The organism is Mesorhizobium sp. B2-3-13 (assembly GCF_006442195.1).
GTDB classification, from domain to species: domain Bacteria; phylum Pseudomonadota; class Alphaproteobacteria; order Rhizobiales; family Rhizobiaceae; genus Mesorhizobium; species Mesorhizobium salmacidum.
Window position 1 is genome coordinate 106,413 of the sequence record NZ_VFVQ01000008.1, and the last position, 24,529, is coordinate 130,941.

Genomic DNA, 24,529 nt, shown 5'->3' on the forward strand with positions numbered 1-24,529 from the left:
CAGGATGATCATCCGGCAGATGCAGCTGGGTTGAGATCGAAGACGCGACCTGGATTGAGAATGTTGTTCGGATCGAGCGCCGCCTTCAGCCGCCGCATCGTGGCGATCTCGGCGTTGCTGCGCACCAGATGCAGCCACTGCTTCTTGTCGAGGCCTATGCCGTGCTCGGCCGACACGCCGCCTCCGGCCGCCGCCACGCCGCGATAGATGATACCGTAGGCCGACGCCGGATCCATCGTCAGGACCTGATAGTGCAGGTTGCCGTCGCCGAGATGGCCGAAGACATAGATGTCGGCGCCGGGATCGACGGCATGGATGGCGGCATCGGCTTCCTGCAGGAAGGTTGCCATGCGCGCCAGCGAGATGCTGATGTCGACGCCGATCAGGCCTTTCATCGAAAACAGGACGCGGTTGGCATCCTCGCGCACATCCCAGAGCGCGCGGAACTCGCGCGGTGACTGCGAGACGACCACATCGTCGACGACGCCGTCCTCGACCGCCTGCATCAGCACCTCGGCGAAGCGCTCGCCGTCGCGTTCGGGCTCGCTGCCCTGGATTTCGGCCAGCACATAGACGGGTGAGCCGGGAGGCAACGGCGCCGGCATGGTCATGCTGGCGACCATGATGTCATAGAGCGGCGCGAAGTTGACCTCATAGGCTGATAACAAGGGGCCGAGCTTTTGCCGGAGCAGCGCAAGCAACGCGATCGCCGCATCGAGCGAAGGCAGCGCGCAGAAGGCGTTCACTTCGGATGCGGGCTTCGGGTGCAGTTTGAGCGCGGCGCGGGTGACGACGCCGAGCGTCCCCTCCGCGCCGATGAAGAGCTGGCCGAGGTCGTAGCCGGAATTGTCCTTGGGCAAGCCTTTGAGCGACGTCAGAACGCTGCCGTCGGCAAGCACGGCCTCCAGTCCCAGCACCTGTGCGCGGTACATGCCGTAGCGCAGCACGCGGATGCCGCCGGCATTGGTGGCGATGTTGCCGCCGACCGAGGCCGAGCCGCGCGCGCCGATATCGACGCCGAACATCAGACCGGCGCCATCGGCAGCCTCCTGCACGGCCTGCAACGTTGCGCCGGCTTCGACAACGATCGTGGCGGCTTGACGATCCGGCGCGGCAAGGCCGATCATGCGCTCCAGCGACAGCACGATCTCGCCCGGTTGAACGCGCGCGCTACCGGCCAGCCCGGTGCGGCCGCCCTGGATGACGACCGGCTGGCGAAGAGCGTTGCACGCGGCGAGTGCTGCCGCGACACCCTCGGTGTCGAGCGGGCGCAGCACGGCTTCGGGAAGCGCGCCGAGCTTGCCGTCGGGATCGTCGCGGTACCGCTGGTCAACGTCGGAGCCGGCGAGCACGCCGCCCGCGCCCAGCCTGTCGCCAAGCGCGGAGAGAAGCTGTTGCGTTTCAGGCGACATCCGGCTCAGGCGCCTGCGCGACAAGGCGCATCGTCAGCATCCAACAACCGGGTGGCCCGATGAATATCCTTATCCAACACGCTCGCCATTCCCAAATTGCAGCCCGCCGATCCTATTCGTGATTGCATGCCGTGCAAGCGATACCGGCATCAATCGCGAGAGCCGAGATTGATGCCGGAAGGACCGCGCGGTTTACTGAAGCTTGGCCTGCAGCGCGTTGACGTCGTCGGTGGTCATTTCGCCGTCGGTGGTCACTTTGCCGTCGGCAATTTTCCACAGCCGGAACGGACCGGTGATGTCGCCAAACTTGTCGAAGGCGACCGGACCGATGACGCCTTCATAGCGGATCGGCTTACCATCCTTGATCAGGCCGAGCGCCTTGGCGAATTCTTCCTTGCCGGCATAGATCGGCGTGCCGGCCGGATCGACCGCCTTGTACATCGCGTCCTTGATCTTGGCCGGGTCCTCGGAGCCAGCAATCGCGATGGCGAGCCCGACAATGGCACCGGCATCATAGGAGCGGTCGGCCGCGGGGTTTGTCGGTTCGATCCCGGAAAACGCCTTGTAGTTCTTGGTGAAATACTCCGTCGAGGCGGTCGGGCTGGTGCCAGAAGACGTGCCATAGGCGTCCTTCAGATAATCGGCGCCAACCGACTCGATGAAATCAGGGCTGTTCATGCCGTCATTGAGCAGGAATTTCTGCACGCCGCCCTGCGAGATCCAGGTGCGGGCAATGGTGGCGCCGTCGACGGGCGTGCTGACCAGGTAAAGCCCATCCGGCTCGCCGGCCATCGCCGCGGTGACTTCCGAGGCATAGCTCGACTGCTTCTCGTTATAGGGCGTGTCGGAGACGATGGTGCCGCCGAGCGCTTTGTAGGCACGCGAGAATTCGGCCACCATGTTGACGCCGAAGTCGTTGTTGACGTGGATGATGGCCAGCTTCTTAAAACCCTTGTCGACGGCGTATTTGGCAGCGGCCACGCCCTGCAGCGCGTCCGAGGTGATGGTGCGGAAGAAGATGCCGTTGGTCTTGCCATCGCGACCGAGTGTCGTCAGCGTCGGCGAGGATGAGGCCGGCGAGACCTGGACGATCTTGGCCGGCGCGGTCACCGAGGTCAGGATCGGGATCGACACCGAAGAGATGATGCCACCGATGATAACAGGCACTTTCTTGACCTGAACCAGCTGGGTGGCGGCGTCGACCGCGATGTTGCCCTGGCTCTGGCTGTCGCGCGTGTCGGTAACGAGATCGCAGCCGCGTACCCCGCCGGCTTCGTTGATGTCGCGGAAGGCCATCTCGACCGACTTGGCGCCGGCCTGGCCGTATTCGCCGGCCGGGCCGGTCAGTTCCATGACGAGGCCGACGGTGATCTTGCAGTCGGCGGCCTGTGCGGCACTGGCAATCGTGACGAGAGCAAGAGCAGTAGTGAGCTGGAGTATCGTCTTTCTCATTGTTGTTCCCCTTGAGTTACACGAACTGATTTCACGCTGGAAAGTCTCAGTGTTCCGGCACCTGCAGCCAGGTTTCATGCAGATGCCGCCATTGGACGCCGTTGGGCGCCGATGAACTGGTGGTGAAGACCGCGCTCGACTGGCGGCGGCTGTGCTTGCCCGCGCGCAGCTGCGCCTCGACATAGAGGACGACGATCGTACCGGCTGCCTGCCAGCCGGGCCGGATGTCCTCGATCGAGATGGCGAAGCCGTTGTCGCAGGTGGCGCGGCTGGAGCGCACATGGTCGATCACGGCATCGCGGTCGAGGATCTGGCCGCCTGGTGCGATCATGGTCAGGCCTTCGCCCATGACGGCTTCGAAGCGGCCGAAATCCACTTGGTCAGCGCGTTCGGCAACGAACCAGTCGACGAAAAAGCGATGCAGGTCGACGACTTCGGTGCTGGCCTGCGAAAACAACTTGTCGTTCGTGGTTTTCATATCCGGCCCGCGTTGAGATTGTAGTGCATGATCGAGCCATGGCGGCCGTGCCGGTCGCGCTCCAGCGTGTAGACGTCTCCCTCAAGACCGTTGCCCCGCGCTATGGCGGCGGCAATCCGCGCACGGTCATCGGCGTCGAGTACGACATCCATGATTCTGGCGTTGGCCAGCGCATGCGCCTGGTTGCGGGCACCGACGATGACCGCCGCCACTTGCGGCTGCTCCAGCACCCAGGCGCTGGCGATCGTGGCGATGTCGACGGCGTGGCGGTCGCCGACCGCCTTCAATGCGCGAAGCAGTTGCTGGAACAGGTCCCAGCCGCCAAAATCATCGATGATCAGCTTGTATTTGACCAGCGAGCGGTTTTCGAGCAGCACGGCGGGTTCGGCGACATCGAGCCATCTGCCGCTGAGGAAGCCGCCGGCCACCGAACCGTAGCAGAGGAAGCTCACGCCGTTTTCCTGTGCAAGTGCGGCGAGGCTGTGCGCCGGGCGCTGATCGAGCACCGAATATTGCAGCTGCTGGCTAACCAGCGGTATGCCGGCTGCCAGGATTTCGGCAAGCCGGGGCGTGTCGAAATTGGTGGTACCGAGATTGCGCAGCTTGCCCTCGAGCCGAAGCTCGTTGAGCCAACCCATCGCCTCGACATAGCGCGGCTGCGCATAATCCCACCAATGGAACTGCACGAGGTCGAGCCGCTCGGTCTTCAGCCTGCGAAGCGACTGGTCGACGATGCCCCTGATGTAGTCGCGGCTGATCGTAGCGAGCCGTTCGAGATCGGGCACCAGTTTGGTGTGCACCTTCATTTTGGCCGCTGCATCGAGGCCGCGCTCATTGGCCAGCCGCAGGCGCGCGGCGCCGATCAGCTCCTCGACGCCGGTGTAGATATCGGCGCAGTCATAGGTCCAGATGCCGGCGTCGAAGGTGGCGATGAGGTCGGTCACGGCTTGGCTACGATCGATGGCGCCATGGCCGCCGGCCAGTTGCCAGCCACCTCGTATGACACGCGAAACGGTATAGCCGGGGCTGAGCTCGAAGGCCTTGGCGGTCATGTCAGGTCATTCTCCTTCGGCAGCGGCACGGCCGTGGTTTCGGCATGGCTGAACCGCCGCTTACCGGTCCTGACGATCCTTAGCCGGCTGGCGCAGTTGGGATCGGGACAGGCGATCTCGGCGTCCGAGGTCATCCAGTCATTCGGGTGGGTCGCGCGCTGCTTCGCCGCCAGCAGCGGCAGCACCGCCGAGATCGAATAGACCGAGAAGCCCTGCCCCGCCGGCATCGACAGCATCTCGCCCTTGAGTTCGAAATAGTCGCCGGCCTTGGCGCCGCAATAGATCGGCTTGCCCTGCGGGATAACCGCCTCGACGCGGAGATCGAAGAGCTCGAAACTGTCGTCAGCCATTTGAGGTCTCCACCAGGCTGAAGGTGATATCGCAGGCGCCGTTGCCCCGGATTATCCCACAGGCGGCGGCGAACTGATCGCGCTCCCCAGAAGATACCTGCGCCACCACGCTTCCGGCCAGCCAGCCGATCGGGAACAGCAGACGCGCGCCCTGCCCGTAGAACAGGCCGATGTCGAAGATGGCATTGGGATTGCCGCCCCACATGCGCGGCGGAACGTAGGACAACACGATGTCGCCCGGCTGCGGCGTCAGCGTCGCGTTCTCGGCCGGCAGCGGTTGGGCATAGGCCCGCCCCTCGAGATCGGCTGATGGAACCGGGCAGGAAATCTCAGGTCCCGTCCACATGGCGTGAATGGCGGGGACGACACGTGGCGTGGCGAGATAGGCCGTGAGAAAGGCAGCGTTTTCCGGCGCCTTCCCCGGCAACAGCAGCGCCGTGATGGAAAGCTTCGAGCGCGGCTCGCTGATCCTGATGGAGGTCATATCTGGCCTTTCGCGGCGGCGGATTGCAGTTTGCTGCGTAGGAAGGTGAAGGGCCGGCTGATGTCGGCGACAAGCGCTTCGCGCGCCGCGCGTGCGTCCTGCGTGGCCAGCGCCTCAACGATGCGGCGGTGATACTGGGCGGTGTCGACCTCGCCGGCTTCCGAGAAGGCGTAGATGGCGACGCGGATGCAAGGACCTGATTGCAGCCACAGGCTCTCGATCATCGGGATCAGCACGGCCGAGCCGCAGGAGCGGTAGATCTCGAAGTGAAAGCTCTGGTTGAGCGTCACTTCGCGGTCGACATCCTTCTTGTGTTTCAGCGCCCGCATCTCGTCCCATTCGCCGAGAATGGTTTCGATGGTGGCGATCTGGCGCGGCCCCATGCGAGTGGCGGCCAGCGCGATCGCCTCGCCCTCGATCAGCATGCGGGCCCGCAAAAGATCGTCGAGACGTTCCAGCGTGATTGGCGGTACCCGCACCGAACGGTTGGGCAGCGCCTCCAGCGCCTTTTCCGTGATCAGCCGACCAAGCGCCTCGCGCACCGGCATGGTCGAGGTGACCAGCGCATCGGCCAGACCGCGGATCGTCAGCACCTGGCTCGGCTCGAACAGACCGCCGATCAAGGCCCGACGCAGCTCGGAATAGACGCGATCCTGCACCGTTTCGCGACCGACCGGCGCGAGTTGGGCCGCAATCGCCTCGTTGTTTTTTTCGATGGCAGCCTTTTGCATGGAATTCCGTTCTCGGCGGGTTTTCGGCTTGCGGATGAAATTAAAGCCGAATAGCGTGATCAAAGCAAGTGTGATCACAAATCATAATCAGGAGACGGCGACGACCGTCTTCGGCCAGAGGGTTTGATGAGCGAGGCAGCGGAAAGGCAGGGGAAGGAGACCCGTCCGCCGGTTCTGACGGCAAGCCACGTCGTCAGGCGGTTCGGCGGCCTTGTCGCCGTCAATGATGTCTCATTCGATGTCAAAGCGGGCGAAATCCTTGGCCTGATCGGACCCAACGGCGCCGGCAAGACGACGATGTTCGATCTGCTGGCCGGCAGCATCCTGCCCACCAGCGGCGATATCCTTCTCGACGGCACGCGCATCTCGGGCGAAGCCGCTCACCTGCGCATCGGCCGTGGCCTTGGCCGCACCTTCCAGATCCCCCGCCCGCTGCCCAATCTGACGCTGATCGAAAACATCATGCTGGCGGCACAGGGCCAGGCCGGCGAAAGGCTGCTCGCCAACTTCATTACGCCGTGGCGGGTGGCGGCGCAAGAAAGAGCTGCCCGGACAAAGGCGCTCGAACTGCTGGAACTCGTCACCCTCAGCCATCTCGCGCATGTGCCGGCGCGCGTGCTTTCCGGTGGCCAGCGCAAGCTGCTCGAACTCGCCCGGGTGATGATGGCCGATCCGGCGATCATCCTGCTCGACGAACCCGCGGCCGGCGTCAACGCGACGCTGCTCGAAGTCATCATCGACCGTATCCGCGACATCAACGCGCGCGGCATCACCTTCCTGCTGATCGAGCACAATATCGACATGGTGACGCGGCTCTGCCATCGCGTCCTGGTCATGGCGAGCGGCCAGTTGCTGAGCGAAGGCACCGCGGAAGAAGTCGCCCGAGACCCGCGCGTCATCGAGGCCTATCTCGGAGGTATCGCATGAGCGAGACCGTCCTCGATGTCCGCGATCTCGAAGCCGGTTATGAACCCGGCGTACCGATCGTGCGCGGCGCCTCCATCACCGTCGGCAGAGGCGAGATCGTCGTCGTGCTCGGCCCCAATGGCGCCGGCAAGTCGAGCTTCATCAAGGCAATCGCCGGCCTTGTCCCGATCACCGGCGGCACGGTGCTGCTGGACGGCAGGGACATCACCGCCGCGCCCGCCCACACCATGGTGCGGCTAGGCCTTGCCTTCGTGCCGCAGACCGAGAACATCTTTCCGCTGATGTCGGTGGAGGACAATCTCAGGGTTGCCTGCGGCATTCTCGAGCGGCGCGAAGTCCCTGTCCGCATCGAGGAAATGTACGCCGCCTTCCCCGACCTCGTCCGCCAGCGGCGCACCGCCGCCGGCAATCTGTCTGGGGGACAGCGGCAGATGCTTGCCGTGGCGCGGGCGCTGATCATCCATCCCAAGGTGCTGGTGCTGGACGAGCCGTCGGCTGGCCTGTCGCCGAAATTCGTCGCGATGGTATTCGAGATGCTGGCCGGCATCCGCAAATCCGGCGTTACTATTCTTTTGGTCGAGCAAAACGCCAAGGCAGCGCTTGCCATTGGCGACCGCGCCTATGTGCTGGTCGAGGGCAAGGACCGGCACGAGGGCATCGCCTCCGAATTGTGGAATGATCCTGTCGTGGCCGAGCTCTATCTTGGCCAGCGCCCCCAGCATCAGCAGGGAGGCGCGGCATGAGCCTGCAATTCATCGTCGACGGACTGCTGACCGGCTCGATGATCGGCCTCGGCGCCATCGGCGTCACGCTCACCTATTCGATCCTGCGCTTCTCGAACTTCGCGCATGGCGACTTCATGGCCTGGGGCAGCTATGCGACGCTGGCCATGGTCAGTGCCATCGGTGCGATATTCGGCAAGGTAGCGCCGATCGGGCCGCTGTCCTTCGGCTGGCCGCTCCTTGTTGCATTGGTCGTCGGCATGGCCTTCACCGCCTTGCTGGCGCTGCTGCTCGACAAGATCCTGTTTTCGCGGCTGCGCTCGCAAGGCCAGGCGATCATCGTTGTGATGGCGAGTTTCGGCGCCTCGATGGCGCTGCGCAGCCTGCTCGAATTCACCTTCACCTCACGGCCGACCTATTTCAGCCGGGCGATCCAGATCGCCATGCCGGTCGGCTTCGGCATCCGCATCACGCCCGACCAGATCGCCCTGTTGCTGCTGACCGCCGTGCTCGTGCTCGGCGTGCATCTGTTGATAACGCGTACGCAGACCGGCCGCTCGATGCAGGCCTTGAGCCAGAACGCGGCACTGGCCCGCATCGTCGGCATCGACGTCGCCAAGGTGGTGCGCGTCACCTGGATCATCGGCGGCGCGCTCGCCTGCGTGGCTGGCGTGATGATCGGCATTCTGGTGCAGATCCGCCCGTTCATGGGCTTCGACATGCTGCTGCCCATGTTCGCCGCCGCTATCCTCGGCGGCATCGGCAGCATCCCGGGCGCGGTGCTCGGCGGCCTGATCATCGGGCTCGCCGAAGCCGGCGCGGTGCAACTGATCGGCGCCGAATGGCGCGCCGCCGTCTCCTTCATCATCCTGATGGCGGTGCTGTTCGTGCGGCCGATCGGCCTTTTCGGAGTTCGGGAAAGATGATCGATCTCATCGGCTACGGCGCGTTCTTCCTGACCACGGCGCTGATCTTCTCGCTGGTCACGCTGGGGCTCAACCTGCAATGGGGCCTGACCGGCCTGTTCAACGTCGGCCTCGCCGGGTTTGTCGCCATCGGCGCCTACACCTCGACACTGCTGACGACACCGGACGATCCCGCGCGCCTCGGCGGCTTCGGCCTGCCCATCCTCGCCGGCTGGGCGGGCGCCATGACCGTCGGCGGCATTGCCGCCGCGCTTACCGGCATGGCGACGCTGCGTCTTAGATCCGACTATCTGGCGATCACCACCTTCGGCGTGGCCGTCGTCGTACAGCTGGTCGCGCTCAACGCGCAGAAGCTGACCGGCGGACCGTTCGGCATTGGCTTCATCCCGCGTCCCTTCGGCGGCCTGGCCGAAACGCCGCTGCTGTTCAACCTGTCGAACCTTGCTGTCGTTTGTGCCGTGACGCTGATTGCCTATCTCGCTTTGGAGCATCTGTCGCGAAGCCCGTGGGGTCGCGTGCTGAAGGCGCTGCGGGAGGACGAGCGGGCGGCGATTTCGCTGGGCAAGAGCGCGCGCTTCTACCGCGTCCAGGCGTTTGCCGTCGGCGGCGCCATCATGGCGCTGGCCGGCGCGCTGCAGGCGCACTTCACCGGCTTCATCGCGCCGGACAATTATCTGCCGATCCTCACCTTTCAGGTCTGGGTGATGCTGATCGTCGGCGGCTCGGGCAGCAATCTCGGCGCCGTCATCGGCAGTGTCCTGGTCTGGGGGATATGGGCGGGATCGGGCACGCTGACCAGCGTGTTCTTCCCGCCCGAGCAGCAGGCACGCGCTGCCTCGCTGCAGATCGTCGCCATCGGCGTCATGCTTTGTGTGATCCTGCTGATCCGGCCGAACGGGTTGTTCGGCGACAGGCCGAGGCGGCCGCGCTTTGGCAAGCGTAAGCGGATCGCTACGGACAAAAGCAGTTCCGGCTCATGAATGCTCTGGTCCGGCAGGGTGCGAATGGCACTTCGCTCTGGCATGCCATCAACCGCGATCGCCGGGAACGGCCGACGCTGCAAGGCAGGCTCGATGTCGATCTGGCCATCGTCGGCGGTGGATTTTCCGGTCTGTCGACCGCGCTGCACGCCGCTGAAAAAGGCATCTCCGTCGCTGTGCTCGAAGCCGAGATCATCGCCTGGGGCGCGACCGGCAGGAACGCGGGTTTCGTCGTGCCGAACTTCGCCAGGATGGATCCGGACAACATCCTTGCGCATCTCGGCCCCGAGCGCGGTGAGCGCCTCATCAATTTCGCCGCCGGCAGTGCCGACCTCGTTTTCGGCCTGATCCGGCGGCACGGCATCGACTGCCACGCTGTGCAGAACGGATGGATTCAGCCGGCGCACTCGCCCGGCGCCTTGCAGAAGGCCAAATCACGTGCGGACCAATGGGCGCGGCGCGGACGGCCTGCCGTCACCCTGGATCGGCAGGAGGTCGAAGCGCTGACCGGCGCGCGCGGCCATGTCGGTGCCTGGATGGATCGTTCCGGCGGCGTGCTCAATCCGGTCGCCTATGCGCGCGGACTGGCCGATGCGGCGGAGAAGACTGGCGCGAAGATTTTCGAACACACGCCGGTCACCTCGATCGATCGCGGGGCCGATGGCTGGGTGCTTAAAACAGGGTTGGGCTTGGTGCGCGCGGCCAAGGTATTGATCGCCACCAACGCCTATGGCGGGTCGCTCAGTCCGTTGCTGCGGCGAACCTATATTCCGCTGAAGGTTTTCCAGATCGCGACCGCGCCGCTACCGCTCGAAATCCGCACGCGACTGCTTCCCGGGGGGCAAGGCGTCGGCGATACCAGGCGCAATCTCTTCACCTTTCGCTTCGACGCCGATAACCGGCTGATCAGCGGCGGCATGCATATTCTTGGCCCTGGCGCCGATACGCGCGTGCCGCAAACAATCTTGCGGCGGCTTGCCAGCCACCTCGACCTGCCCGATTTGCCGCCGCTTGCCTACAGCTGGTCGGGAATCGCGGCGGTCGAACCGGATTTCCTGCCGCACCTCCTCGATCTCGGCCCGGGGCTGATTGCCGGCCGCGCCTGCAATGGACGCGGCATCGCCATGACCACGACGATGGGCAAGGTGCTGGCCGACTGGGCCGCTGGAACCGACGCGCGTGATTTGCCGCTGCCCTTTGCACCGCCGGCGCCGATCCCGTTCCATGTCCTGCTGCGGCACGCACCCAACATGCTGCTTGGCTGGAGCATGCTGCGCGACCGGATGGACGAGACGGCATAGGCCGACCGAGCCTGCCGTGCGATCAGTCCGCCGTGCAAAGGTTTTCGGAGAGGATAGCGGCCGCCGCGACAATGTCCTGCTCGAGGGAAGCCCGGACGGCTGGACCGTTGCGCTGTTCCAGCGCGGCGACGATCGCGCGGTGTGCGTCATTGGACTGCGGAATGTAGCGGTCAGCCCGCATCAGGAGCTTGAGATAGGGTCCGACGCGCCCCCAGAGATCGCGGATCATGTTCAAGAGGATGGGCGCGCCGGCATGCTCATAGATAGCGAAATGGAAGGCCTCGTTCAGGGAAAGATAGGTCGTGGCGTCCTGCGCCTCGACGGCCCGCTGCATGCCGGCGAGCGCGGCTTGTATGTCGGCCAGCCCGCTTTCAGTCATCCGTGACGTAGCCATCTCGCCCGCCAGCCCCTCGACGGCGATGCGGATGCGCGTCAGTTCCGCGAAAGCGGGCGCGGAGAGCAACGGCACGATGATCGAGCGGTTGTTCTGTATTTCCAGAAGCCGCTCGGCGACCAGCCTTTGCAGCGCCTCGCGGATCGGTGTGGTCGAAATGCCAAAGGTTTCGGCGAGCTTGCGGATGACCAGTGTCTGGCCCGGGCTGAAACCACCTGAAATCAATTCCTGCTTGAGCGCGCCGTAGGCGCGGTCATTGAGGGTTTGATGCTCGAGCTTCAGCATGCGCGGACCGCTCGGCTCACCATTTCGACAGCGCGCGATCGAGCGTCTCGGCCAGTTGCTCGGCATTGTCCCTGGAAAAGGGCAGCGGCGGCCTGATCTTCAGCACATTGCCGCGTGGGCCACAGGATGAAATCAGCACGCTGTCCTCGCGCATGGCTTCGACGACGGAAGAGGTCTTGGCAGCGGCAGTGGCCCCATCCTCCGCCGTCAGCTCGACGCCGAAATAGAGGCCATTGTGCCTGACATCGGCGACCATGCCGTGCCGGCTTTGCAAGGCGCGAAGCAGGTTCCTAGTATAGGCACCGACTGTCCGCGCGTTCTCGATCAGCCCCTCGCCCTCAATCACCTCGAGCACGGCGATGCCGACGGCGGCCGCGACCGGATTGCCACCGAAGGTGTTGAAGTAGCCGGTGTTGGAACCGAACGAGCTCACCAGCTGCGGCCGCACGATCACCGCACCCATCGGATGCCCGTCGCCGATCGGCTTGCCCAACGTGACGATATCAGGCTCAAGGTCGTAATTGGCGAAGCCCCACATGCCCTGGCCAAGCCGGCCGAAACCGGACTGGACCTCGTCGGCAATGACGATGCCGCCGGCTTTCCTGACGTGATCGGCCGCCTCGCGGATGACAGAACCATCGGGGAAGAAAATGCCATCGCTGGAAAAGGCCGAATCGAGCAGCAGCGCCGCCGGGCGGATGTTTTGCGCGCGCATATCGTCAATGGCGGCGGCGACATTCCTGGCGAAATCACGCGCGGCGCGGCCGCCGTCGCGGAACGTGTCCGGCGCTGCCACGGCTCGATGATGCGCGGGTACGCCCTTGGCGCCGACCGCCGCCGGCGACAGCTGCGCGGTGGCGATGGTGGCGCCGTGATAGGCGAAGTCGGTGATGATCACGCCGGTGCCGCCGCTCGAATGCTGGGCGATACGGATGGCGAGGTCGTTGGCCTCGCTGCCGGTGCAGGTGAACATGGCGTGGCCGAGATGGGACGGAAGCGTGCCGAGAAGCTTTTCCGCGTAGTCGAGGATGATCTCGCTGAGATAACGCGTGTGCGTGTTGAGCGTGTCTGCCTGCGCCGACAATGCCTCGACGACGCGCGGATGGCAGTGTCCGACCGAGACGACGTTGTTGTAGGCATCGAGGAATTTTCGGCCCTGCGCATCGTAGAGCCAGACACCGCTGCCACGCACCAGATGGATCGGGTTGCGGTAGAAGGCGCGATAGGTAGGCCCGAGCAACCTGGCGCGGCGTTCGAGCAGCGCGCGCTCGGCATCGGCAGAAACAGTTGCGGGCGAGGGCTGGGACACGGCATCTACTCCGGCTCGGAATGGTCGAGAAAATAGCGGCGGGCTTCAGCGGATGAGAGACCGTCCAGCCGTTCGAGCGAGGCCCAGACCTCGGTGATGAGGCGCAGGACATAGTCACGTTTGGCCGGAAACCGCTCGGCCTGCCAGCTGGCTATATTGGCGATAAGTGCGAGGCGGGCACGAATGAGGTGGAAGAGGATGCCAAGCTCTTCAATCTCGAGCGGCTGCACGGACTGGTAACCGGCGACGAAGCGTGCCGCAGGCGCCAGCGGATGGCCTTCAGCCGGCCAACGATAGACGGCACCGATGGCGAGATCGCAGATCAGCGGCGAGTGGATCATGTCGCCGAAATCGAGGATGCCGCTGACCATTTCCGGCCGCGAGGCATCCATCACCACATTGTAGGAGTTCATGTCGTTGTGGACGATCTGCGCGCGCAGCCCGGGGATGACCGGCGCTGCATGTTCTTCAAAAGCGTCGATGACACGCTCGACCATGGCGCGATGGTGGGCGTCGGTGATATGCGCCAGCATGGGCCGCGTCTTGGCGACCTTGCGGATGTCCCACAAAAGGTCGCTACCGGCGGCCGGATGGAAGAAGCCGCGCAGTGCCCGGCCAAGCTGGGCGAGGAAGATGCCGAGATTGCGATCCTGCGCCGCCGACGTGGGCGAGCGCGAAAGCAACTGGCCGGGCAGATAGGTGACCAGCCGGACGATGCGCGGCGCCGATCCGCCGACGCTGACCATAAACTGCGCTTCGCCTTCAAGGCTCTTGCGCACCGAGGGAACCGGCAAGGCCGGGTCGACTGTCAGAATATGGTCGAGCGCCCTGTTCTGGAAATCGGTGAAGCCGGCCTCTTCCGCCGGATGCGATACCTTCAGGACGAACTCGCCCTCGCCTTCGGTCTGGATATGGAAATTGTGGTCGCGTTCGCCCGGTAGCGGGCGCGCTCTGCCGGTGAGCCCGTAGTGCCGGCGCAATATGGCAAGCGCCTCGGCGATCGAAATGTCAGGGGCATCCTCGGCGAGCGTTTCGCCGAAGGCATCCGATACGGCCGCGTTCATAGCCTGACCTCGGGATCGATGGGCTCAAGGCCACACCAGTCGGCGATGAAGAGCGCGATGGTCTGGGTGACCTTGCGGACGGAGTCGAGATCGACGGCCTCGTCATAGCCATGCGGCATGCGGCAGATCGGGCCGTAGACGATCGCCGGCGTGTCGGCATAGAGGCCGAAGAAGCGCGCATCGGTGGTGGCCGAGGTGACATGCTCCGTCAGCGGCTCGCCCCACACGGCGGTATGGCTGCGCCGCAGCACGGCTTCCATCTCGTCGGGACCTTCCAGCACATAGCCCTCGGCCATGAAGCCGTTATAGGTCATCCTGGGCGGGCGATTGGCCAGGAACGGATCGGCGCGCGCCGCATCGGCGATGCAGGCCTCGAGTTCGGCTCTGGCGTCCTCCAGCTTCTGGCCGGGATAGGTCGCGACACGCATCTCGAAGACACAGCGCGCCGGAACGCTCGATGTCCATTCGCCGCCCTCGATCTTGCCGAGGTTGAAGCGGATCGGGTGCGGGTGATCGCAGAAATGCTTGTCATCGACTTTTCTCGCGTTCCAGACGATTTCGAGCTGCTTTAGAGCCTGTATGATGAGGAAGGCCTTCTCGATGGCATTGGCGCCGGCCGAGAAAGCGCCCGACGCGTGCTGCGGATCGCCGTCGACCTCGACCCTGAACCAGATCGGCCCGACCTGCGCCCGCATCAGCCTTGGCTCCAGCGGTTCAGGAATGAAAGCGGCGTCGGCGCGGTAGCCGCGCTGCAGGCAAGCAAGCGCGCCGTTGCCGGTGCACTCCTCCTCGACGACCGACTGCAGGAATACTTTCGCCGCCGGCTGATAGCCGAGGCCCCGCAAGGCGGCCAGGGCATAGAGACAAGCCGACAGGCCGGCCTTCATGTCGCCGGCGCCGCGGCCATGCATCCAGCCGTCCTCGATCGCGGGATCGTAGGGGTCGCGCACCCAGCGATCGAGCGGTCCCGTCGGCACCACATCGATATGACCGTTCAGGATCAGCGAGCGGCCGGTGGCGTTTCTCGGCGTGTGGGTGGCGACCACGTTGAAGGCGTCATCGTAGGACACCGCCACGGGTGAGAAGCCAGGCAGGTCGCGAATCGCATCGACATCGACACGCCACATGTCGACCGCATAGCCATTGACTTCATAGGCAGCCGCCATGAAGGATTGCGCGGCATGTTCCTCACCGCGTTGGGAGGGAAAGCGCACGAGATCGGCCAGGAAAGCGAGCTGGCAGTCAAAGCCATCGTCGACCGCCCGTAAGATAGCCTCATCCGCAATTAGCTCAGGCATGATATTCCGCCTTCCCAGAAATGATGTATCATATCTCATATGCCATTTCCCGGAAGCGCAAGAAGGCAGGCGGCCAAAATCATGGCCCACCGCTGGAGCCTCTTGGCAGGCGGCAGCAGAGTTGGCATCAGCTTGAAGCGCCGGCAAGGCTGCGCGGCGGAAGATCGAGGACAGATGCAGGTCACCGAAGGCACATTGCCGGCTGAAATCACCGATCTCACCGTCGGCTACCGGCGCCTGCCGGCCGGCAAGCTCGCCAATGCGGTGACCTGGATGGAGGCGCGCGCTCCCCTGCTCGGTCTGGCGCGGCCGCTCGCCATAAAACGGATCACGACGCCCGACTGCGCCTCGTATCGGGCGATCTTCCGCGAAATCGGCGCTCCCTGGCTGTGGGACCGCGTGTCCGAAATGTCCGACGCCGAGATAATGGCTCACTTCGCCGACCCGCGTCAGCACCTCTATTATGGCCACGATGAAACCGGCGCCCACATCGGCATGGTCGAATTCTTCGTTGCCGACAGCAACGAGATCGAGATCACCTATTTCGGCCTGTTCCCGTCCCTGACCGGCCGCGGTTTCGGCAAGCGGCTGATGGCCGGCGCGCTCGACCTGGCATGGCGCCTGAACCCGAGCCGCATCTGGTTGCACACCAGCAGCTTCGATCATCACAGCGTCATCGGCTTCTACGGCGCATGCGGGTTCGTGCCCTTCGCGACCGGGTTTGAGATCATCGACGATCCCCGGATAAAGGGAACCTTGCCGCGCGATGCGGCGCCGCAGATTCCGCTGCTCGATATGGAACGGGGCGCCCAGAGCGAGAACGTCGCACGGCGGCGAGCAGGCAAGCCCTGAGATAGCGTCTCCGTCAGGTCGCCTGCGGCGCCGGCAGCCGTTCGCGCAATTCGTCGACAAGCACCCTGGTGTTTTCGGAATAGTCGATGGGTACGACGACGAGATGCACGCCGCCGCCGGTGAAGGCCTGTTCCAGCGTCGGCCGCAACTCGGCGATCGCGCCAACCCTGGTCCCTTTGGCGCCATAGGCCTCGGCGTATCTAACGAAGTCGGGATTGCCGAAGGTCATGCCGAAATCCGGGAATTCGTCGACCGCCTGCTTCCAGCGGATCATGCCATACGCATGGTCTTCCAGCAGCAGGACGACGAGGTTCAGCTTGAGCCTGACAGCCGTCTCCAGTTCCTGGCTGTTCATCATGAAGCCGCCATCGCCGCAGATGGCCATGACACGACGCTGGGGATAGAGCAGCGCCGCCATCATCGCCGACGGCAACCCGGCGCCCATGGTGGCCAGCGCGTTGTCGAGCAACAGCGTGTTTGCCATGCGCGTGCGGTAGTTGCGCGCAAACCAGATCTTGTACATGCCGTTGTCCAGCGCGAGGATGCCGTCGGCCGGCATCACGGCGCGCACGTCGTGCACGATGCGCTGCGGCGTGAAGCGGTCTTCGGTGGCGCGCGCGGCGATGCGGCTCAAAATGCCTTCGCGCAGGGACAGCAGCGCCTGCGCGTTGGGGATCTTGCCTTCGATGCGGTCGGCCAGCAGCGCCAGCGACGGGCCGAGGTCGCCGACGATCTCGGCTTGCGGGAAATAGACCTGCTCGACATCAGCCGACTGGTAGCCGACATGAATAACCTTCGGTCCCTTCGCGCCCATGATGAACGGCGGCTTCTCGACCGTGTCGTGGCCAATGGTGATGATCAGATCGGCCTGTTCGATGGCCTCGTGGACATAGTCGCGCTCCGAAAGCGCCGCCGTTCCCATGTAAAGCTCGGTGCCGCCGGGCACGGTGCCCTTGCCCATCTGCGTGGTGAAATAGGGAATCTGCGTGCGCAGCACGAACTGGGCGACGTCGGGGGTCACGCGCGGCCGTGACGCCGCGGCGCCGAACATCAGCAGCGGGCGCTTGGCCTCGAGGATCATGCGGGCGGCGCGATCGAGCGCGCCAGCGCTGGCCAGGGGCAACTCGACCGGATGCGTCGGCACCAACGCGATCGGTTCGCACTCCGCCGCCGCGATGTCTTCCGGCAGTTCCAGGTGCACGGGGCCGGGGCGCTCTTCCTGTGCGACGCGGAAGGCTTCGCGCACCAGCGACGGGATCATCTTCGGCGAGACGATCTGGCGCGACAGCTTGGTCAGTGGCTTCATCGCCGCAACGATGTCGACGATCTGGAAGCGCGCCTGCCTGGACGACAGGATGCCTTTCTGGCCGGTGATCATGATCATAGGCATCGCACCGAGCAGCGCGTAGGCCGAGCCGGTCGTCAGGTTGAGCGCGCCGGGGCCGAGCGTGGTGATGCACACTCCTGCCTTGCCGGTGAGCCTGCCATAGGTGGCGGCCATGAAGGCGGCCGCCTGCTCGTGGCGGGTCAGGATCAGCTGGATCGACGAGCGGCGGATGGATTCGACGATGTCGAGATTTTCTTCGCCCGGAATGCCGAAGATCCGATCGACCCCTTCATTCTCGAGGGCCGCCACGAACAGATCCGAACCCTTGGTCATGAACCGTCTCTCCTGCGATGCGCGCATTCCATCAGCCATCTTCATATGGCACCGGAACGCGACGCCTCAAAGAGCGCAAGTCGTCTGCTGGCAATCACGCCATCATTTTCGGCAAGGCGGCCGCCAATGCGTCGACGGCCAGCCGGACCTTGAGCGGCAGATGCGGCGTCTGCAGCCAGAGTGCATGACAGTCGTAGGGATAGCGTGGCTGGTCCGGCAACAGCTCGACCAGCGCGCCGACCTGGATGCGCTGGCGAGCCAGCCAGTAAGGCAACCACGCCAGCCCCATGCCGCCGACAGCGGCATCGGCGATGGCATCGAGATCGTCGAGCCGCAGCCGGCCGTTTGGGATGACCTCGAGCGCGGCTTGTCCTTCGCGCGCGAACAGCCAGGGCTGAACGATCATGCCGAGCCGGCGATAGACAATCGCCTGATGATCGGCGAGATCTTCGATCCGCCGTGGTTCGCCATGAATTTCCAGATAGGAAGGCGCGGCACAGACGACCATGTCCTGGCGTGCAACACGGCGCGCGATCACGCCGGCCTTGTCGTCCAGCTCACCGGTCCGTATGGCGAGGTCGTAGCCATCCTCGGCAAGATCGGCAAAGCGGTCGCTGAGCGAGAGGTCGAGCTCCAGCATCGGATACCGCCGCGCCAGTTGCAGCAATACGGGGGTCACGCAGTGGCGGCCGAAATGCGCAGGCATGGTGACGCGCAATTTTCCGCGCGGTTCCGAGAGCTGGTCGGCGGCGAGCGCGTCGGCGGCCTCGGCCTCGGCCAGCACCAGGCGGCACCGCTCATAGTAGGCGCGGCCGAAATCGGTCAGGCTCTGCCGGCGCGTGGTCCGGTTGATGAGACGCACGCCAAGTCTGTCCTCAAGAAATCGGACATGCTTGCCGACCATCGGTCCAGACAGATCGAGCGCAGTGGCCGCCGCTGCGAACGAGCCGAGGTCAACCGCCCTGACGAACACGCCCATGCTCTCGAGCCTATCCATATTCGAAACTCCTGGTTTCTAGTGCATAACCAGAACAGCCATTTATCGCCGAAAGCCCTCGCGTCATAGCTCATTCGGTTCAGATAATTTGGAGTTGGCCGAATGACCCGTGTAGTCCGCTTTCACCAGCATGGTGGTCCCGAGGTCCTGCGCATCGAGGAGGTCGACCTGCCCCCACTGCGCCAGGGTGAAGTTCAAATCCGCGTCAGGGCATTCGGCCTCAACCGCGCCGAGGCGCTGCTGCGCGCCGGCAGCTATATCGAGACACCCGTGCTCCCGTCCGGGCTCGGGCTGGAAGCGGCAGGCGTCATCGAGGCGATTGGCGAAGGCGTGGCGGAGCTGGCGCCCGGCGACGCGGTCAGTGTCGTCCCGCCGCAATCGATGGTTCGCTGGCCGGCCTACGGTGAGCTTGTCACTTTCCCCGCCGGGCTCATCGTCAAACACCCACCGTCCCTCGACTGGCAAACCGCGGCGGCGGTTTGGATGCAGTATCTCACTGCCTACGGCGCCATGATCGACATCGCCAGCTTGAGCAGTAGAGATGCCGTTGTCATCACCGCGGCCTCGAGCAGCGTCGGACTTGCCGCGATCCAGATCGCCAACAGGGTTGGCGCGACAGCGATCGCGGTGACGCGGACATCCGCAAAAAGACAGGCCCTGCTTGATGCCGGAGCGGCTGAAGTCGTGGTCCTCGCCGACGAAGATCTTGCCATGCGGCTGAGTGGGATCGCTGGGCAGGATGGCGTGCGCGTCGTGCTCGATGCAGTCGGCGGCCCGATCTTCGAACCGCTGACCGCAGCCATGTCGAAGGGCGGCATTCTGATCGAATATGGCGGCCTCAGCAGCGACCCGACGCCGTTTCCGTTGCCTGCGGTACTGGGCAAGACGCTGACGTTGCGCGGCTATCTCGTCCACGAGATCACCGGCAATCCTGAGAAGTTGGAGGCTGCCAAGGCGTTCATCCTCGAAGGGCTTGGGGACGGCACGCTGAGGCCGATCATCGACAGAACGTTTCCATTCGACCAGATCGTCGAGGCGCATCGCTATCTTGAATCGAACGAACAGTTCGGCAAGATCGTCGTCACGGTTTGAGCAGCAATCATTCTCGCCGGCAATATTGCCCCTTGAAGGGGCCGCCCCGCATTCCTAAATCCCGAATGCGGGCCGGGCCCCTCTGACTGTCGCTTCTGGCGACCGTGATGTCGGACCGCTTCAACGGGCCCGTTTTCATTCCTTTCGGTCGAGCGGGCTCATTCCTTTCTGGTTAGGAGCCCCTGATGACATCATCTCTCCTCGGTATGGTCTGCCCCTCCTGCCGCGTCGCCCTCGTGATGAGCGAACGCCAGGGGATCGAGATCGACTACTGTCCGCAGTGCCGCGGCGTCTGGCTTGATCGTGGCGAACTCGACAAGATCATCGAACGTTCCGGCAGGGATGCGTCGCCCGCGCCGCAAGCGCAGCCCGCGCCATTTGCCCAGCCGCAACACAGCCGGGACCGCGATGACGACTATTCCCGCTCGCATGGCCAACGCTATCCGAAGCGAAAGAAGTCATTCTTCGAAGAGCTGTTCGACTGACCCTTATGACGCCCGCGACCCGGGGCCAGCGCCTTGCTGAAATTTTCCGAAACGACATCGATAAGGTTCTATCAGATGATTTCCCGCACAAGCCGATTCGCTATCCTCTTTGCCGGCCTGTTCCTCGCCTTCTCGATGGTCGCGATCGATCATGCCGAGGCGCGGCGCGGCGGCAGCTTCGGCAGTCGTGGCGCGCGCACCTTCCAATCGGCACCGCCGACCAGGACCGCGCCGGCGCCGACCGCGCCGGTCGAGCGTTCGATGACACCCAATGCCGGCGTGAACAATGCAGCCCGGCAGCCGCAGGCCGGCCCGCAGAGACCCGGCTTCATGAGCGGCTTCGGCGGAATGATGATGCGCGGCCTGCTGCTCGGCGGCCTGATCGGACTGCTCGTGGGCCAAGGTTTCGGCGGCCTCGCCGGCATGTTCGGATTCCTGCTCCAGGCCCTGCTCATCGGTGGCGCGATCATGCTGGCCATCAGGTTCTTCCGGTCGCAGTCCGCGCGTGGCCCCGCGCCCGCGCTCGCCGGCATGGACAATGCCCAGGCTTCGCGGCTTGAGAACCGCGCAACGGCACAGCAGGAGACGGGAACCGCAGGCTCCTTCACCATTCCCGGCTTTGGCGGCGGTTCGGGCGGAGGCTATGAGGCCACCCGGTCCGAGGAGATTACGCTGGCCCAGACCGACCTCGACGCCTTCCAGCAGTTGTTGACCGAGGTCCAGGAAGCATTCGGCCGCGAGGACCATGCCGCATTGCGCCGGTCGGTGACCCCCGAGATGGTGTCCTATCTGTCGGAAGAACTGGCCGACAATGCCCAGAAAGGTCTCAGAAACGAAGTGTCCGATGTCACCCTGCTGCAAGCCGACATCGCGGAAAGCTGGCGCGAGGATGACCGCGACTACGCCACCGCCGCATTGCGTTATGAGTCGCGCGACGTGGTGCGCGAACGGGCGAGCGGCAAGGTCGTCGAGGGCGACGAGGGCCACCCCACCGAGACGACCGAGTTGTGGACGTTCACGCGTCAGAACGGCTCGAACTGGAAGCTCTCGGCGATACAGGAGGCTTGAGCCTGGCGAGTTCATTGGCGATCAAGCCACGATCTTGACGCACATCGGCGTGCTGATCTCGATGGCGGAGACAGCACCGCCGGCGCCGTGAAAATAAGGCGTCTCCCGGTTCGGGCTGCCGACAAACACCAGACAGGCCATTCCAGGCACCGCGCATGATTTGCTCCTGCCCTGCCCGCGCTTCCGCGCGCAAAACCAGCCGAAATTTCGCCTGTCCTCGCTTGCAACATAGCCTCATATGTGAAAATAGTATTTATAAAAGAAGATTGGCGGGGAGGAGACATCGTGCAATCAGGCGCTTCGATGCGTGCTCGAATGATCACCTGGGCGCTCTTGCGAGACCGGTGGATTGAGCCATGAATGATTTCGCACCCACCGTCGGTGTTGCCTCGACGTACCCCAAGAATATGCCTGCCGATCATGCCGCCCTGCCGGTGTGGAACGCCGAGAACTGGTTCTACGAGGACTGGCCGGTTGGCCAGAGAATCCGTTCGTTGCGACGCACCATGGCGGAAGGCGACAGCCATCTCTTCAACACGCTGGTGCTCGACATCCACCCTTACGTGCAGGACCAGATGTTTGCCGAGAGCGAGGGCATTTTCGGCAAGAGGCTGATCGCCGGCGCCTTCGTCTTCTCGGCTGGGCTGGGGCTGGTCGCCACCAACTGCGTCAACGCCTTCTCCTACGGCTATGACAAGCTCCGCTTCATAAAGCCCGTCTTCATCGGCGACACCATCTATTCGATCCGTTCCAACCTCGACAAGAAGCCCCGCTACAAGGAGATGGGGCTGATCCGCGCCAGCTATGAGGTGTTCAAGGGCGAAGGCGAGCTGGTGCTCTATTGCGAGCATCTGCAGACGGTGAAGTACCGCAACCCTGCCGATTTCGTCGGCAAGACGGAGAAATAGAGATGCTGGCAGCAGCCGAATTGCCGCTGGCCGGCCTCGTCGTCGTCGACATGAGCCAATTCCTGTCCGGGCCGTACTGCTCGCTCAGGCTGCTCGATCTCGGCGCCCGCGTCATCAAGGTCGAGCGTCCTGACGGAGGCGATCTGTCGCGCCGGCTCTATCTCAGCGACACCGAGATCGGCGGCGATTCGACGATCTTCCATGCCATCAACCGGGCCAAGGAAAGCCTCGCCATCGATTTGAAGAAGGAGGCGGACCTCAAGGTATTGCGCGGGCTGCTGGCCAAGGCCGATGTGCTGATCCAGAATTTCCGGCCCGGCGTCATCGAACGCCTTGGCCTTGACTACGAGGCCGTCCGCCAGATCAACCCGCGCCTGGTCTATGCCTCGATCAGCGGCTATGGCGAGGAGGGTCCGTGGGTGAAGCGCCCGGGCCAGGATCTTCTGGCGCAATCGCGTTCCGGCGTGATGTGGTTGAATGGCGACGAAGACCAGGGGCCGGTGCCGTTCGGGCTCGCCATCGGCGACATGCTGGCGGGTGCGGCCTGCGCGCAAGGCATCCTGGCAGCACTGGTGCGGCGCGGCATCACCGGTCAGGGAAGCCATATAGAGACCAGCCTTTTGGAAGCGCTGGTCGACTTCCAGTTCGAGGTGCTGACCACGCATCTCAATGACGGTCGTCGCCTGCCCAGGCGCTCAAGTTTCCGCAGCGCGCATGCCTATCTCTCCGCGCCTTATGGCGTCTATCCGGCCAAGGACGGATATCTCGCCATCGCCATGACGCCTATCCCCAAGCTCGCCGAACTCTTGTCGCTCAGCGAGTTGGCCCCCTATTGCGACAAGCCGGCATCCTGGTTCACCGCGCGCGACGATATCAAGGCGATCATCGCCCGGAGGATCGCCACCAAGACCATCGACGAATGGCTCGAAATCCTGGAGCCGGCCGACATCTGGTGCGCCAAGGTGTTGAACTGGCCGGAGATGCTGGCAAGCCAGGGTTTCCAGTCGCTCGACATGCTGCAGACGGTGACGCGTGAGGATGACGTCTCGATCCTGACCACCAGTTCACCGCTCAGGGTTGATGGGATCAGAGCCAAGGTTGACCGCGCGGCGCCGCGCATCGGCGAGCACAGTACGAAAATCCGCGAGGAATTCGGACTGTGAGCACGCTCAAGGGCATGACCTGGAGCCACCCGCGCGGGTATGATCCGATGATCGCGTGTTCATCTCTGTGGGAGCAGAAGACCGGCGTTCCGATCGAGTGGGACAAGCGTTCGCTGCAGGATTTCGAATCCTATCCGGTCGAGGAGTTGGCGCGCGCCTATGATTTGATCGTCATCGACCATCCGCATGTCGGCCAGATCACGGCGGAGCGCTGTCTTGAGCCTCTCGACGTCACCGGCCGCGAGGCGCAGCGCGCCGCGCTTGCCTCGGGCAGCGTCGGCCAATCCTATCCGAGTTACACCTGGCAGGGCCGGCAATGGGCGTTTCCGATCGACGCGGCGGCGCAGGTGCAGGCCTGGCGGCCGGACGCGCTCGATGCGCCGGCAGCGACGTGGAGCGAGATGCTCGCTGTCGCCCGGCAGGGCGGCGTGTTGCTGCCACTGCGGCCACCGCATTGCCTGATGACATTCTACACGCTGGCCGGCAATCTCGGGCATCCCTGCGCGACCGATCCGTCTGGCGATCTTATCGACGTCGAGATGGGCTGCGAAGTCTTCGATAGGATGCGAGAGATCGCGGCGCTGGTCGACCCCACCTGCTTCGACATGGACCCGATCGCCGTTTCGGAGCGCATGGCCGAGGCCGGCTCCCGCATTGTCTGTGCGCCGCTGATCTATGGCTATGTCTCTTATGCGGCGTCGGGTTTTCGCGCGAACAGGCTGGCCTTTGCCGATATCCCGGTCATTGGTTCCAAAGGCCCGATCGGCTCGGCGCTCGGCGGCACAGGCATTGCGGTCTCGGCCTTTTCCAAGGCGAAGGACGCCGCGATCGACTTCGCCTACTGGATCGCCAGCGGCGATGTCCAGCGCGGCATCTATGCCGCCGCCGGCGGCCAGCCGGGCCATGCGGCTGCCTGGGAAGACCAGACGGTCAATGAAGCGACCGCTAACTTCTATCGGGACACGCGCGCGACGCTGGAGGACGCCTGGATGCGGCCGCGCCATGACGGCTACATGGCGTTCCAGCAGGCGGCGTCCGACCGCATCAATTCCGGTCTGACCTCCGGCGACCCGGCCGGCCAGGTCGTCGCCGATCTCATCAGCCTGTTCCGGGCCAGTATCCAGGCGGCCACCTGAGGG

At 64.3% G+C, this 24,529-nt stretch carries 25 protein-coding genes; 12 read left to right on the forward strand and 13 right to left on the reverse strand.

Going from position 1 to position 24,529, the window contains the following annotated elements; all coding sequences use genetic code 11:
- Positions 1-8 precede the first annotated feature (8 nt).
- From FJ941_RS11870 to FJ941_RS11900, 7 genes are all read right to left on the reverse strand, one after another.
- Entirely contained in the window at positions 9-1,412 is a 1,404-nt protein-coding gene (locus tag FJ941_RS11870) for an FAD-binding oxidoreductase (RefSeq protein WP_140505701.1), read from the reverse strand.
- A 192-nt stretch (positions 1,413-1,604) separates the two neighbouring features.
- Complete coding sequence (locus FJ941_RS11875; RefSeq protein ID WP_027145087.1) at positions 1,605-2,864, reverse strand: ABC transporter substrate-binding protein; 1,260 nt, start codon at positions 2,862-2,864, stop codon at positions 1,605-1,607.
- Positions 2,865-2,910: 46 nt separating this feature from the next.
- Positions 2,911-3,342: a hypothetical protein gene (locus FJ941_RS11880; RefSeq protein WP_140505703.1), complete on the reverse strand. Its 432-nt coding sequence runs from the start codon at positions 3,340-3,342 to the stop codon at positions 2,911-2,913.
- Positions 3,339-4,394, reverse strand: coding sequence for an aldo/keto reductase (locus FJ941_RS11885; RefSeq protein ID WP_140505705.1), 1,056 nt, complete (start codon positions 4,392-4,394; stop codon positions 3,339-3,341). The genes FJ941_RS11880 and FJ941_RS11885 overlap by 4 nt, the downstream gene beginning before the upstream one ends.
- Positions 4,391-4,744, reverse strand: a complete 354-nt coding sequence (locus tag FJ941_RS11890; protein ID WP_140505707.1) for a TIGR04076 family protein — start codon at positions 4,742-4,744, stop codon at positions 4,391-4,393. The genes FJ941_RS11885 and FJ941_RS11890 overlap by 4 nt, the downstream gene beginning before the upstream one ends.
- Complete coding sequence (locus FJ941_RS11895) at positions 4,737-5,228, reverse strand: DUF3830 family protein (protein WP_140505709.1); 492 nt, start codon at positions 5,226-5,228, stop codon at positions 4,737-4,739. The genes FJ941_RS11890 and FJ941_RS11895 overlap by 8 nt, the downstream gene beginning before the upstream one ends.
- Entirely contained in the window at positions 5,225-5,959 is a 735-nt protein-coding gene (locus tag FJ941_RS11900) for a GntR family transcriptional regulator (protein WP_140505711.1), read from the reverse strand. Before FJ941_RS11900 ends, FJ941_RS11895 begins: the two co-directional genes overlap by 4 nt.
- A 126-nt stretch (positions 5,960-6,085) precedes the next feature.
- Here FJ941_RS11900 and FJ941_RS11905 point away from each other — a divergent pair, with 126 nt between their 5' ends.
- From FJ941_RS11905 to FJ941_RS11925, 5 genes are read left to right on the forward strand one after another with little or no spacing between them, the layout of a single operon-like run.
- Complete coding sequence (locus tag FJ941_RS11905) at positions 6,086-6,886, forward strand: ABC transporter ATP-binding protein (protein WP_140505713.1); 801 nt, start codon at positions 6,086-6,088, stop codon at positions 6,884-6,886.
- A complete protein-coding gene (locus tag FJ941_RS11910) occupies positions 6,883-7,629 on the forward strand; it encodes an ABC transporter ATP-binding protein (RefSeq protein WP_140505715.1) in 747 nt (248 codons plus the stop codon). Before FJ941_RS11905 ends, FJ941_RS11910 begins: the two co-directional genes overlap by 4 nt.
- Positions 7,626-8,534 (forward strand): branched-chain amino acid ABC transporter permease, encoded by a 909-nt coding sequence (locus tag FJ941_RS11915; RefSeq protein WP_140505717.1) that lies wholly within the window; start codon positions 7,626-7,628, stop codon positions 8,532-8,534. Before FJ941_RS11910 ends, FJ941_RS11915 begins: the two co-directional genes overlap by 4 nt.
- A complete protein-coding gene (locus FJ941_RS11920; RefSeq protein WP_181165846.1) occupies positions 8,531-9,514 on the forward strand; it encodes a branched-chain amino acid ABC transporter permease in 984 nt (327 codons plus the stop codon). Before FJ941_RS11915 ends, FJ941_RS11920 begins: the two co-directional genes overlap by 4 nt.
- The gene (locus tag FJ941_RS11925) at positions 9,511-10,815 is read left to right on the forward strand and encodes an FAD-dependent oxidoreductase (protein WP_140505719.1); all 1,305 of its coding nucleotides are present in this window, start codon (positions 9,511-9,513) and stop codon (positions 10,813-10,815) included. The genes FJ941_RS11920 and FJ941_RS11925 overlap by 4 nt, the downstream gene beginning before the upstream one ends.
- 22 nt (positions 10,816-10,837) lie before the next feature.
- On the opposite strand, the gene FJ941_RS11930 is transcribed toward FJ941_RS11925, so the two are convergent.
- Genes FJ941_RS11930 through FJ941_RS11945 form a run of 4 tightly spaced genes read right to left on the reverse strand, consistent with a single transcriptional unit; the run spans position 10,838 to position 15,165 of the window.
- Positions 10,838-11,494 carry a GntR family transcriptional regulator gene (locus tag FJ941_RS11930; protein ID WP_140505721.1) on the reverse strand — a complete coding sequence of 219 codons (657 nt, stop codon included), beginning with the start codon at positions 11,492-11,494 and terminating at the stop codon, positions 10,838-10,840.
- A gap of 16 nt (positions 11,495-11,510) precedes the next feature.
- A complete protein-coding gene (locus FJ941_RS11935; protein WP_140505723.1) occupies positions 11,511-12,803 on the reverse strand; it encodes an aspartate aminotransferase family protein in 1,293 nt (430 codons plus the stop codon).
- 5 nt (positions 12,804-12,808) lie between these two features.
- On the reverse strand, positions 12,809-13,867 hold the full coding sequence (locus FJ941_RS11940; protein ID WP_140505724.1) for a phosphotransferase: 1,059 nt from the start codon (positions 13,865-13,867) through the stop codon (positions 12,809-12,811).
- Positions 13,864-15,165, reverse strand: coding sequence for an ArgE/DapE family deacylase (locus FJ941_RS11945; protein ID WP_181169765.1), 1,302 nt, complete (start codon positions 15,163-15,165; stop codon positions 13,864-13,866). The genes FJ941_RS11940 and FJ941_RS11945 overlap by 4 nt, the downstream gene beginning before the upstream one ends.
- 174 nt (positions 15,166-15,339) lie before the next feature.
- On the opposite strand from FJ941_RS11945, the gene FJ941_RS11950 reads away from it, so the two are divergent.
- On the forward strand, positions 15,340-16,017 hold the full coding sequence (locus FJ941_RS11950) for a GNAT family N-acetyltransferase (protein WP_140505726.1): 678 nt from the start codon (positions 15,340-15,342) through the stop codon (positions 16,015-16,017).
- A 13-nt stretch (positions 16,018-16,030) separates the two neighbouring features.
- Here FJ941_RS11950 and FJ941_RS11955 read toward each other — a convergent pair whose 3' ends face one another.
- Together FJ941_RS11955 and FJ941_RS11960 are read right to left on the reverse strand one after the other, a co-directional pair.
- Positions 16,031-17,677 (reverse strand): acetolactate synthase large subunit, encoded by a 1,647-nt coding sequence (locus tag FJ941_RS11955; RefSeq protein WP_140505728.1) that lies wholly within the window; start codon positions 17,675-17,677, stop codon positions 16,031-16,033.
- Between the two features lie 94 nt (positions 17,678-17,771).
- Positions 17,772-18,674 (reverse strand): LysR family transcriptional regulator, encoded by a 903-nt coding sequence (locus FJ941_RS11960; RefSeq protein ID WP_140505729.1) that lies wholly within the window; start codon positions 18,672-18,674, stop codon positions 17,772-17,774.
- 102 nt (positions 18,675-18,776) lie between these two features.
- Here FJ941_RS11960 and FJ941_RS11965 point away from each other — a divergent pair, with 102 nt between their 5' ends.
- The 6 genes from FJ941_RS11965 (at position 18,777) to FJ941_RS11990 (ending at position 24,526) form a co-directional block, all read left to right on the forward strand.
- A complete protein-coding gene (locus FJ941_RS11965) occupies positions 18,777-19,766 on the forward strand; it encodes a zinc-dependent alcohol dehydrogenase family protein (RefSeq protein WP_140505731.1) in 990 nt (329 codons plus the stop codon).
- A gap of 185 nt (positions 19,767-19,951) precedes the next feature.
- A complete protein-coding gene (locus FJ941_RS11970; protein ID WP_027145106.1) occupies positions 19,952-20,251 on the forward strand; it encodes a zf-TFIIB domain-containing protein in 300 nt (99 codons plus the stop codon).
- A 75-nt stretch (positions 20,252-20,326) separates the two neighbouring features.
- The gene (locus tag FJ941_RS11975; RefSeq protein WP_140505733.1) at positions 20,327-21,319 is read left to right on the forward strand and encodes a Tim44 domain-containing protein; all 993 of its coding nucleotides are present in this window, start codon (positions 20,327-20,329) and stop codon (positions 21,317-21,319) included.
- Between the two features lie 356 nt (positions 21,320-21,675).
- A complete protein-coding gene (locus FJ941_RS11980; RefSeq protein WP_140505735.1) occupies positions 21,676-22,227 on the forward strand; it encodes a MaoC family dehydratase in 552 nt (183 codons plus the stop codon).
- A 2-nt stretch (positions 22,228-22,229) separates the two neighbouring features.
- The gene (locus FJ941_RS11985; protein WP_140505737.1) at positions 22,230-23,390 is read left to right on the forward strand and encodes a CaiB/BaiF CoA-transferase family protein; all 1,161 of its coding nucleotides are present in this window, start codon (positions 22,230-22,232) and stop codon (positions 23,388-23,390) included.
- A 14-nt stretch (positions 23,391-23,404) separates the two neighbouring features.
- Positions 23,405-24,526: an extracellular solute-binding protein gene (locus tag FJ941_RS11990; RefSeq protein WP_140505904.1), complete on the forward strand. Its 1,122-nt coding sequence runs from the start codon at positions 23,405-23,407 to the stop codon at positions 24,524-24,526.
- The last annotated feature ends 3 nt before the right edge of the window (positions 24,527-24,529 follow it).

What these genes read in the sequence shown, in the direction of transcription:
- FJ941_RS11990 (WP_140505904.1), top strand. Translation starts at nt 23,405, where the DNA reads ATGACCTGGAGCCACCCGCGCGGGTATGATCCGATGATCGCGTGTTCA.
- FJ941_RS11910 (WP_140505715.1), top strand. Translation starts at nt 6,883, where the DNA reads ATGAGCGAGACCGTCCTCGATGTCCGCGATCTCGAAGCCGGTTATGAA.
- FJ941_RS11940 (WP_140505724.1), bottom strand. Translation starts at nt 13,867, where the DNA reads ATGAACGCGGCCGTATCGGATGCCTTCGGCGAAACGCTCGCCGAGGAT.
- FJ941_RS11945 (WP_181169765.1), bottom strand. Translation starts at nt 15,165, where the DNA reads ATGCCTGAGCTAATTGCGGATGAGGCTATCTTACGGGCGGTCGACGAT.
- FJ941_RS11895 (WP_140505709.1), bottom strand. Translation starts at nt 5,228, where the DNA reads ATGACCTCCATCAGGATCAGCGAGCCGCGCTCGAAGCTTTCCATCACG.
- FJ941_RS11930 (WP_140505721.1), bottom strand. Translation starts at nt 11,494, where the DNA reads ATGCTGAAGCTCGAGCATCAAACCCTCAATGACCGCGCCTACGGCGCG.
- FJ941_RS11965 (WP_140505731.1), top strand. Translation starts at nt 18,777, where the DNA reads ATGACCCGTGTAGTCCGCTTTCACCAGCATGGTGGTCCCGAGGTCCTG.
- FJ941_RS11985 (WP_140505737.1), top strand. Translation starts at nt 22,230, where the DNA reads ATGCTGGCAGCAGCCGAATTGCCGCTGGCCGGCCTCGTCGTCGTCGAC.
- FJ941_RS11960 (WP_140505729.1), bottom strand. Translation starts at nt 18,674, where the DNA reads ATGGATAGGCTCGAGAGCATGGGCGTGTTCGTCAGGGCGGTTGACCTC.
- FJ941_RS11880 (WP_140505703.1), bottom strand. Translation starts at nt 3,342, where the DNA reads ATGAAAACCACGAACGACAAGTTGTTTTCGCAGGCCAGCACCGAAGTC.
- FJ941_RS11925 (WP_140505719.1), top strand. Translation starts at nt 9,511, where the DNA reads ATGAATGCTCTGGTCCGGCAGGGTGCGAATGGCACTTCGCTCTGGCAT.
- FJ941_RS11980 (WP_140505735.1), top strand. Translation starts at nt 21,676, where the DNA reads ATGAATGATTTCGCACCCACCGTCGGTGTTGCCTCGACGTACCCCAAG.
- FJ941_RS11900 (WP_140505711.1), bottom strand. Translation starts at nt 5,959, where the DNA reads ATGCAAAAGGCTGCCATCGAAAAAAACAACGAGGCGATTGCGGCCCAA.
- FJ941_RS11970 (WP_027145106.1), top strand. Translation starts at nt 19,952, where the DNA reads ATGACATCATCTCTCCTCGGTATGGTCTGCCCCTCCTGCCGCGTCGCC.
- FJ941_RS11905 (WP_140505713.1), top strand. Translation starts at nt 6,086, where the DNA reads ATGAGCGAGGCAGCGGAAAGGCAGGGGAAGGAGACCCGTCCGCCGGTT.
- FJ941_RS11950 (WP_140505726.1), top strand. Translation starts at nt 15,340, where the DNA reads ATGCAGGTCACCGAAGGCACATTGCCGGCTGAAATCACCGATCTCACC.
- FJ941_RS11955 (WP_140505728.1), bottom strand. Translation starts at nt 17,677, where the DNA reads ATGACCAAGGGTTCGGATCTGTTCGTGGCGGCCCTCGAGAATGAAGGG.
- FJ941_RS11975 (WP_140505733.1), top strand. Translation starts at nt 20,327, where the DNA reads ATGATTTCCCGCACAAGCCGATTCGCTATCCTCTTTGCCGGCCTGTTC.
- FJ941_RS11890 (WP_140505707.1), bottom strand. Translation starts at nt 4,744, where the DNA reads ATGGCTGACGACAGTTTCGAGCTCTTCGATCTCCGCGTCGAGGCGGTT.
- FJ941_RS11875 (WP_027145087.1), bottom strand. Translation starts at nt 2,864, where the DNA reads ATGAGAAAGACGATACTCCAGCTCACTACTGCTCTTGCTCTCGTCACG.
- FJ941_RS11870 (WP_140505701.1), bottom strand. Translation starts at nt 1,412, where the DNA reads ATGTCGCCTGAAACGCAACAGCTTCTCTCCGCGCTTGGCGACAGGCTG.
- FJ941_RS11920 (WP_181165846.1), top strand. Translation starts at nt 8,531, where the DNA reads ATGATCGATCTCATCGGCTACGGCGCGTTCTTCCTGACCACGGCGCTG.
- FJ941_RS11885 (WP_140505705.1), bottom strand. Translation starts at nt 4,394, where the DNA reads ATGACCGCCAAGGCCTTCGAGCTCAGCCCCGGCTATACCGTTTCGCGT.
- FJ941_RS11915 (WP_140505717.1), top strand. Translation starts at nt 7,626, where the DNA reads ATGAGCCTGCAATTCATCGTCGACGGACTGCTGACCGGCTCGATGATC.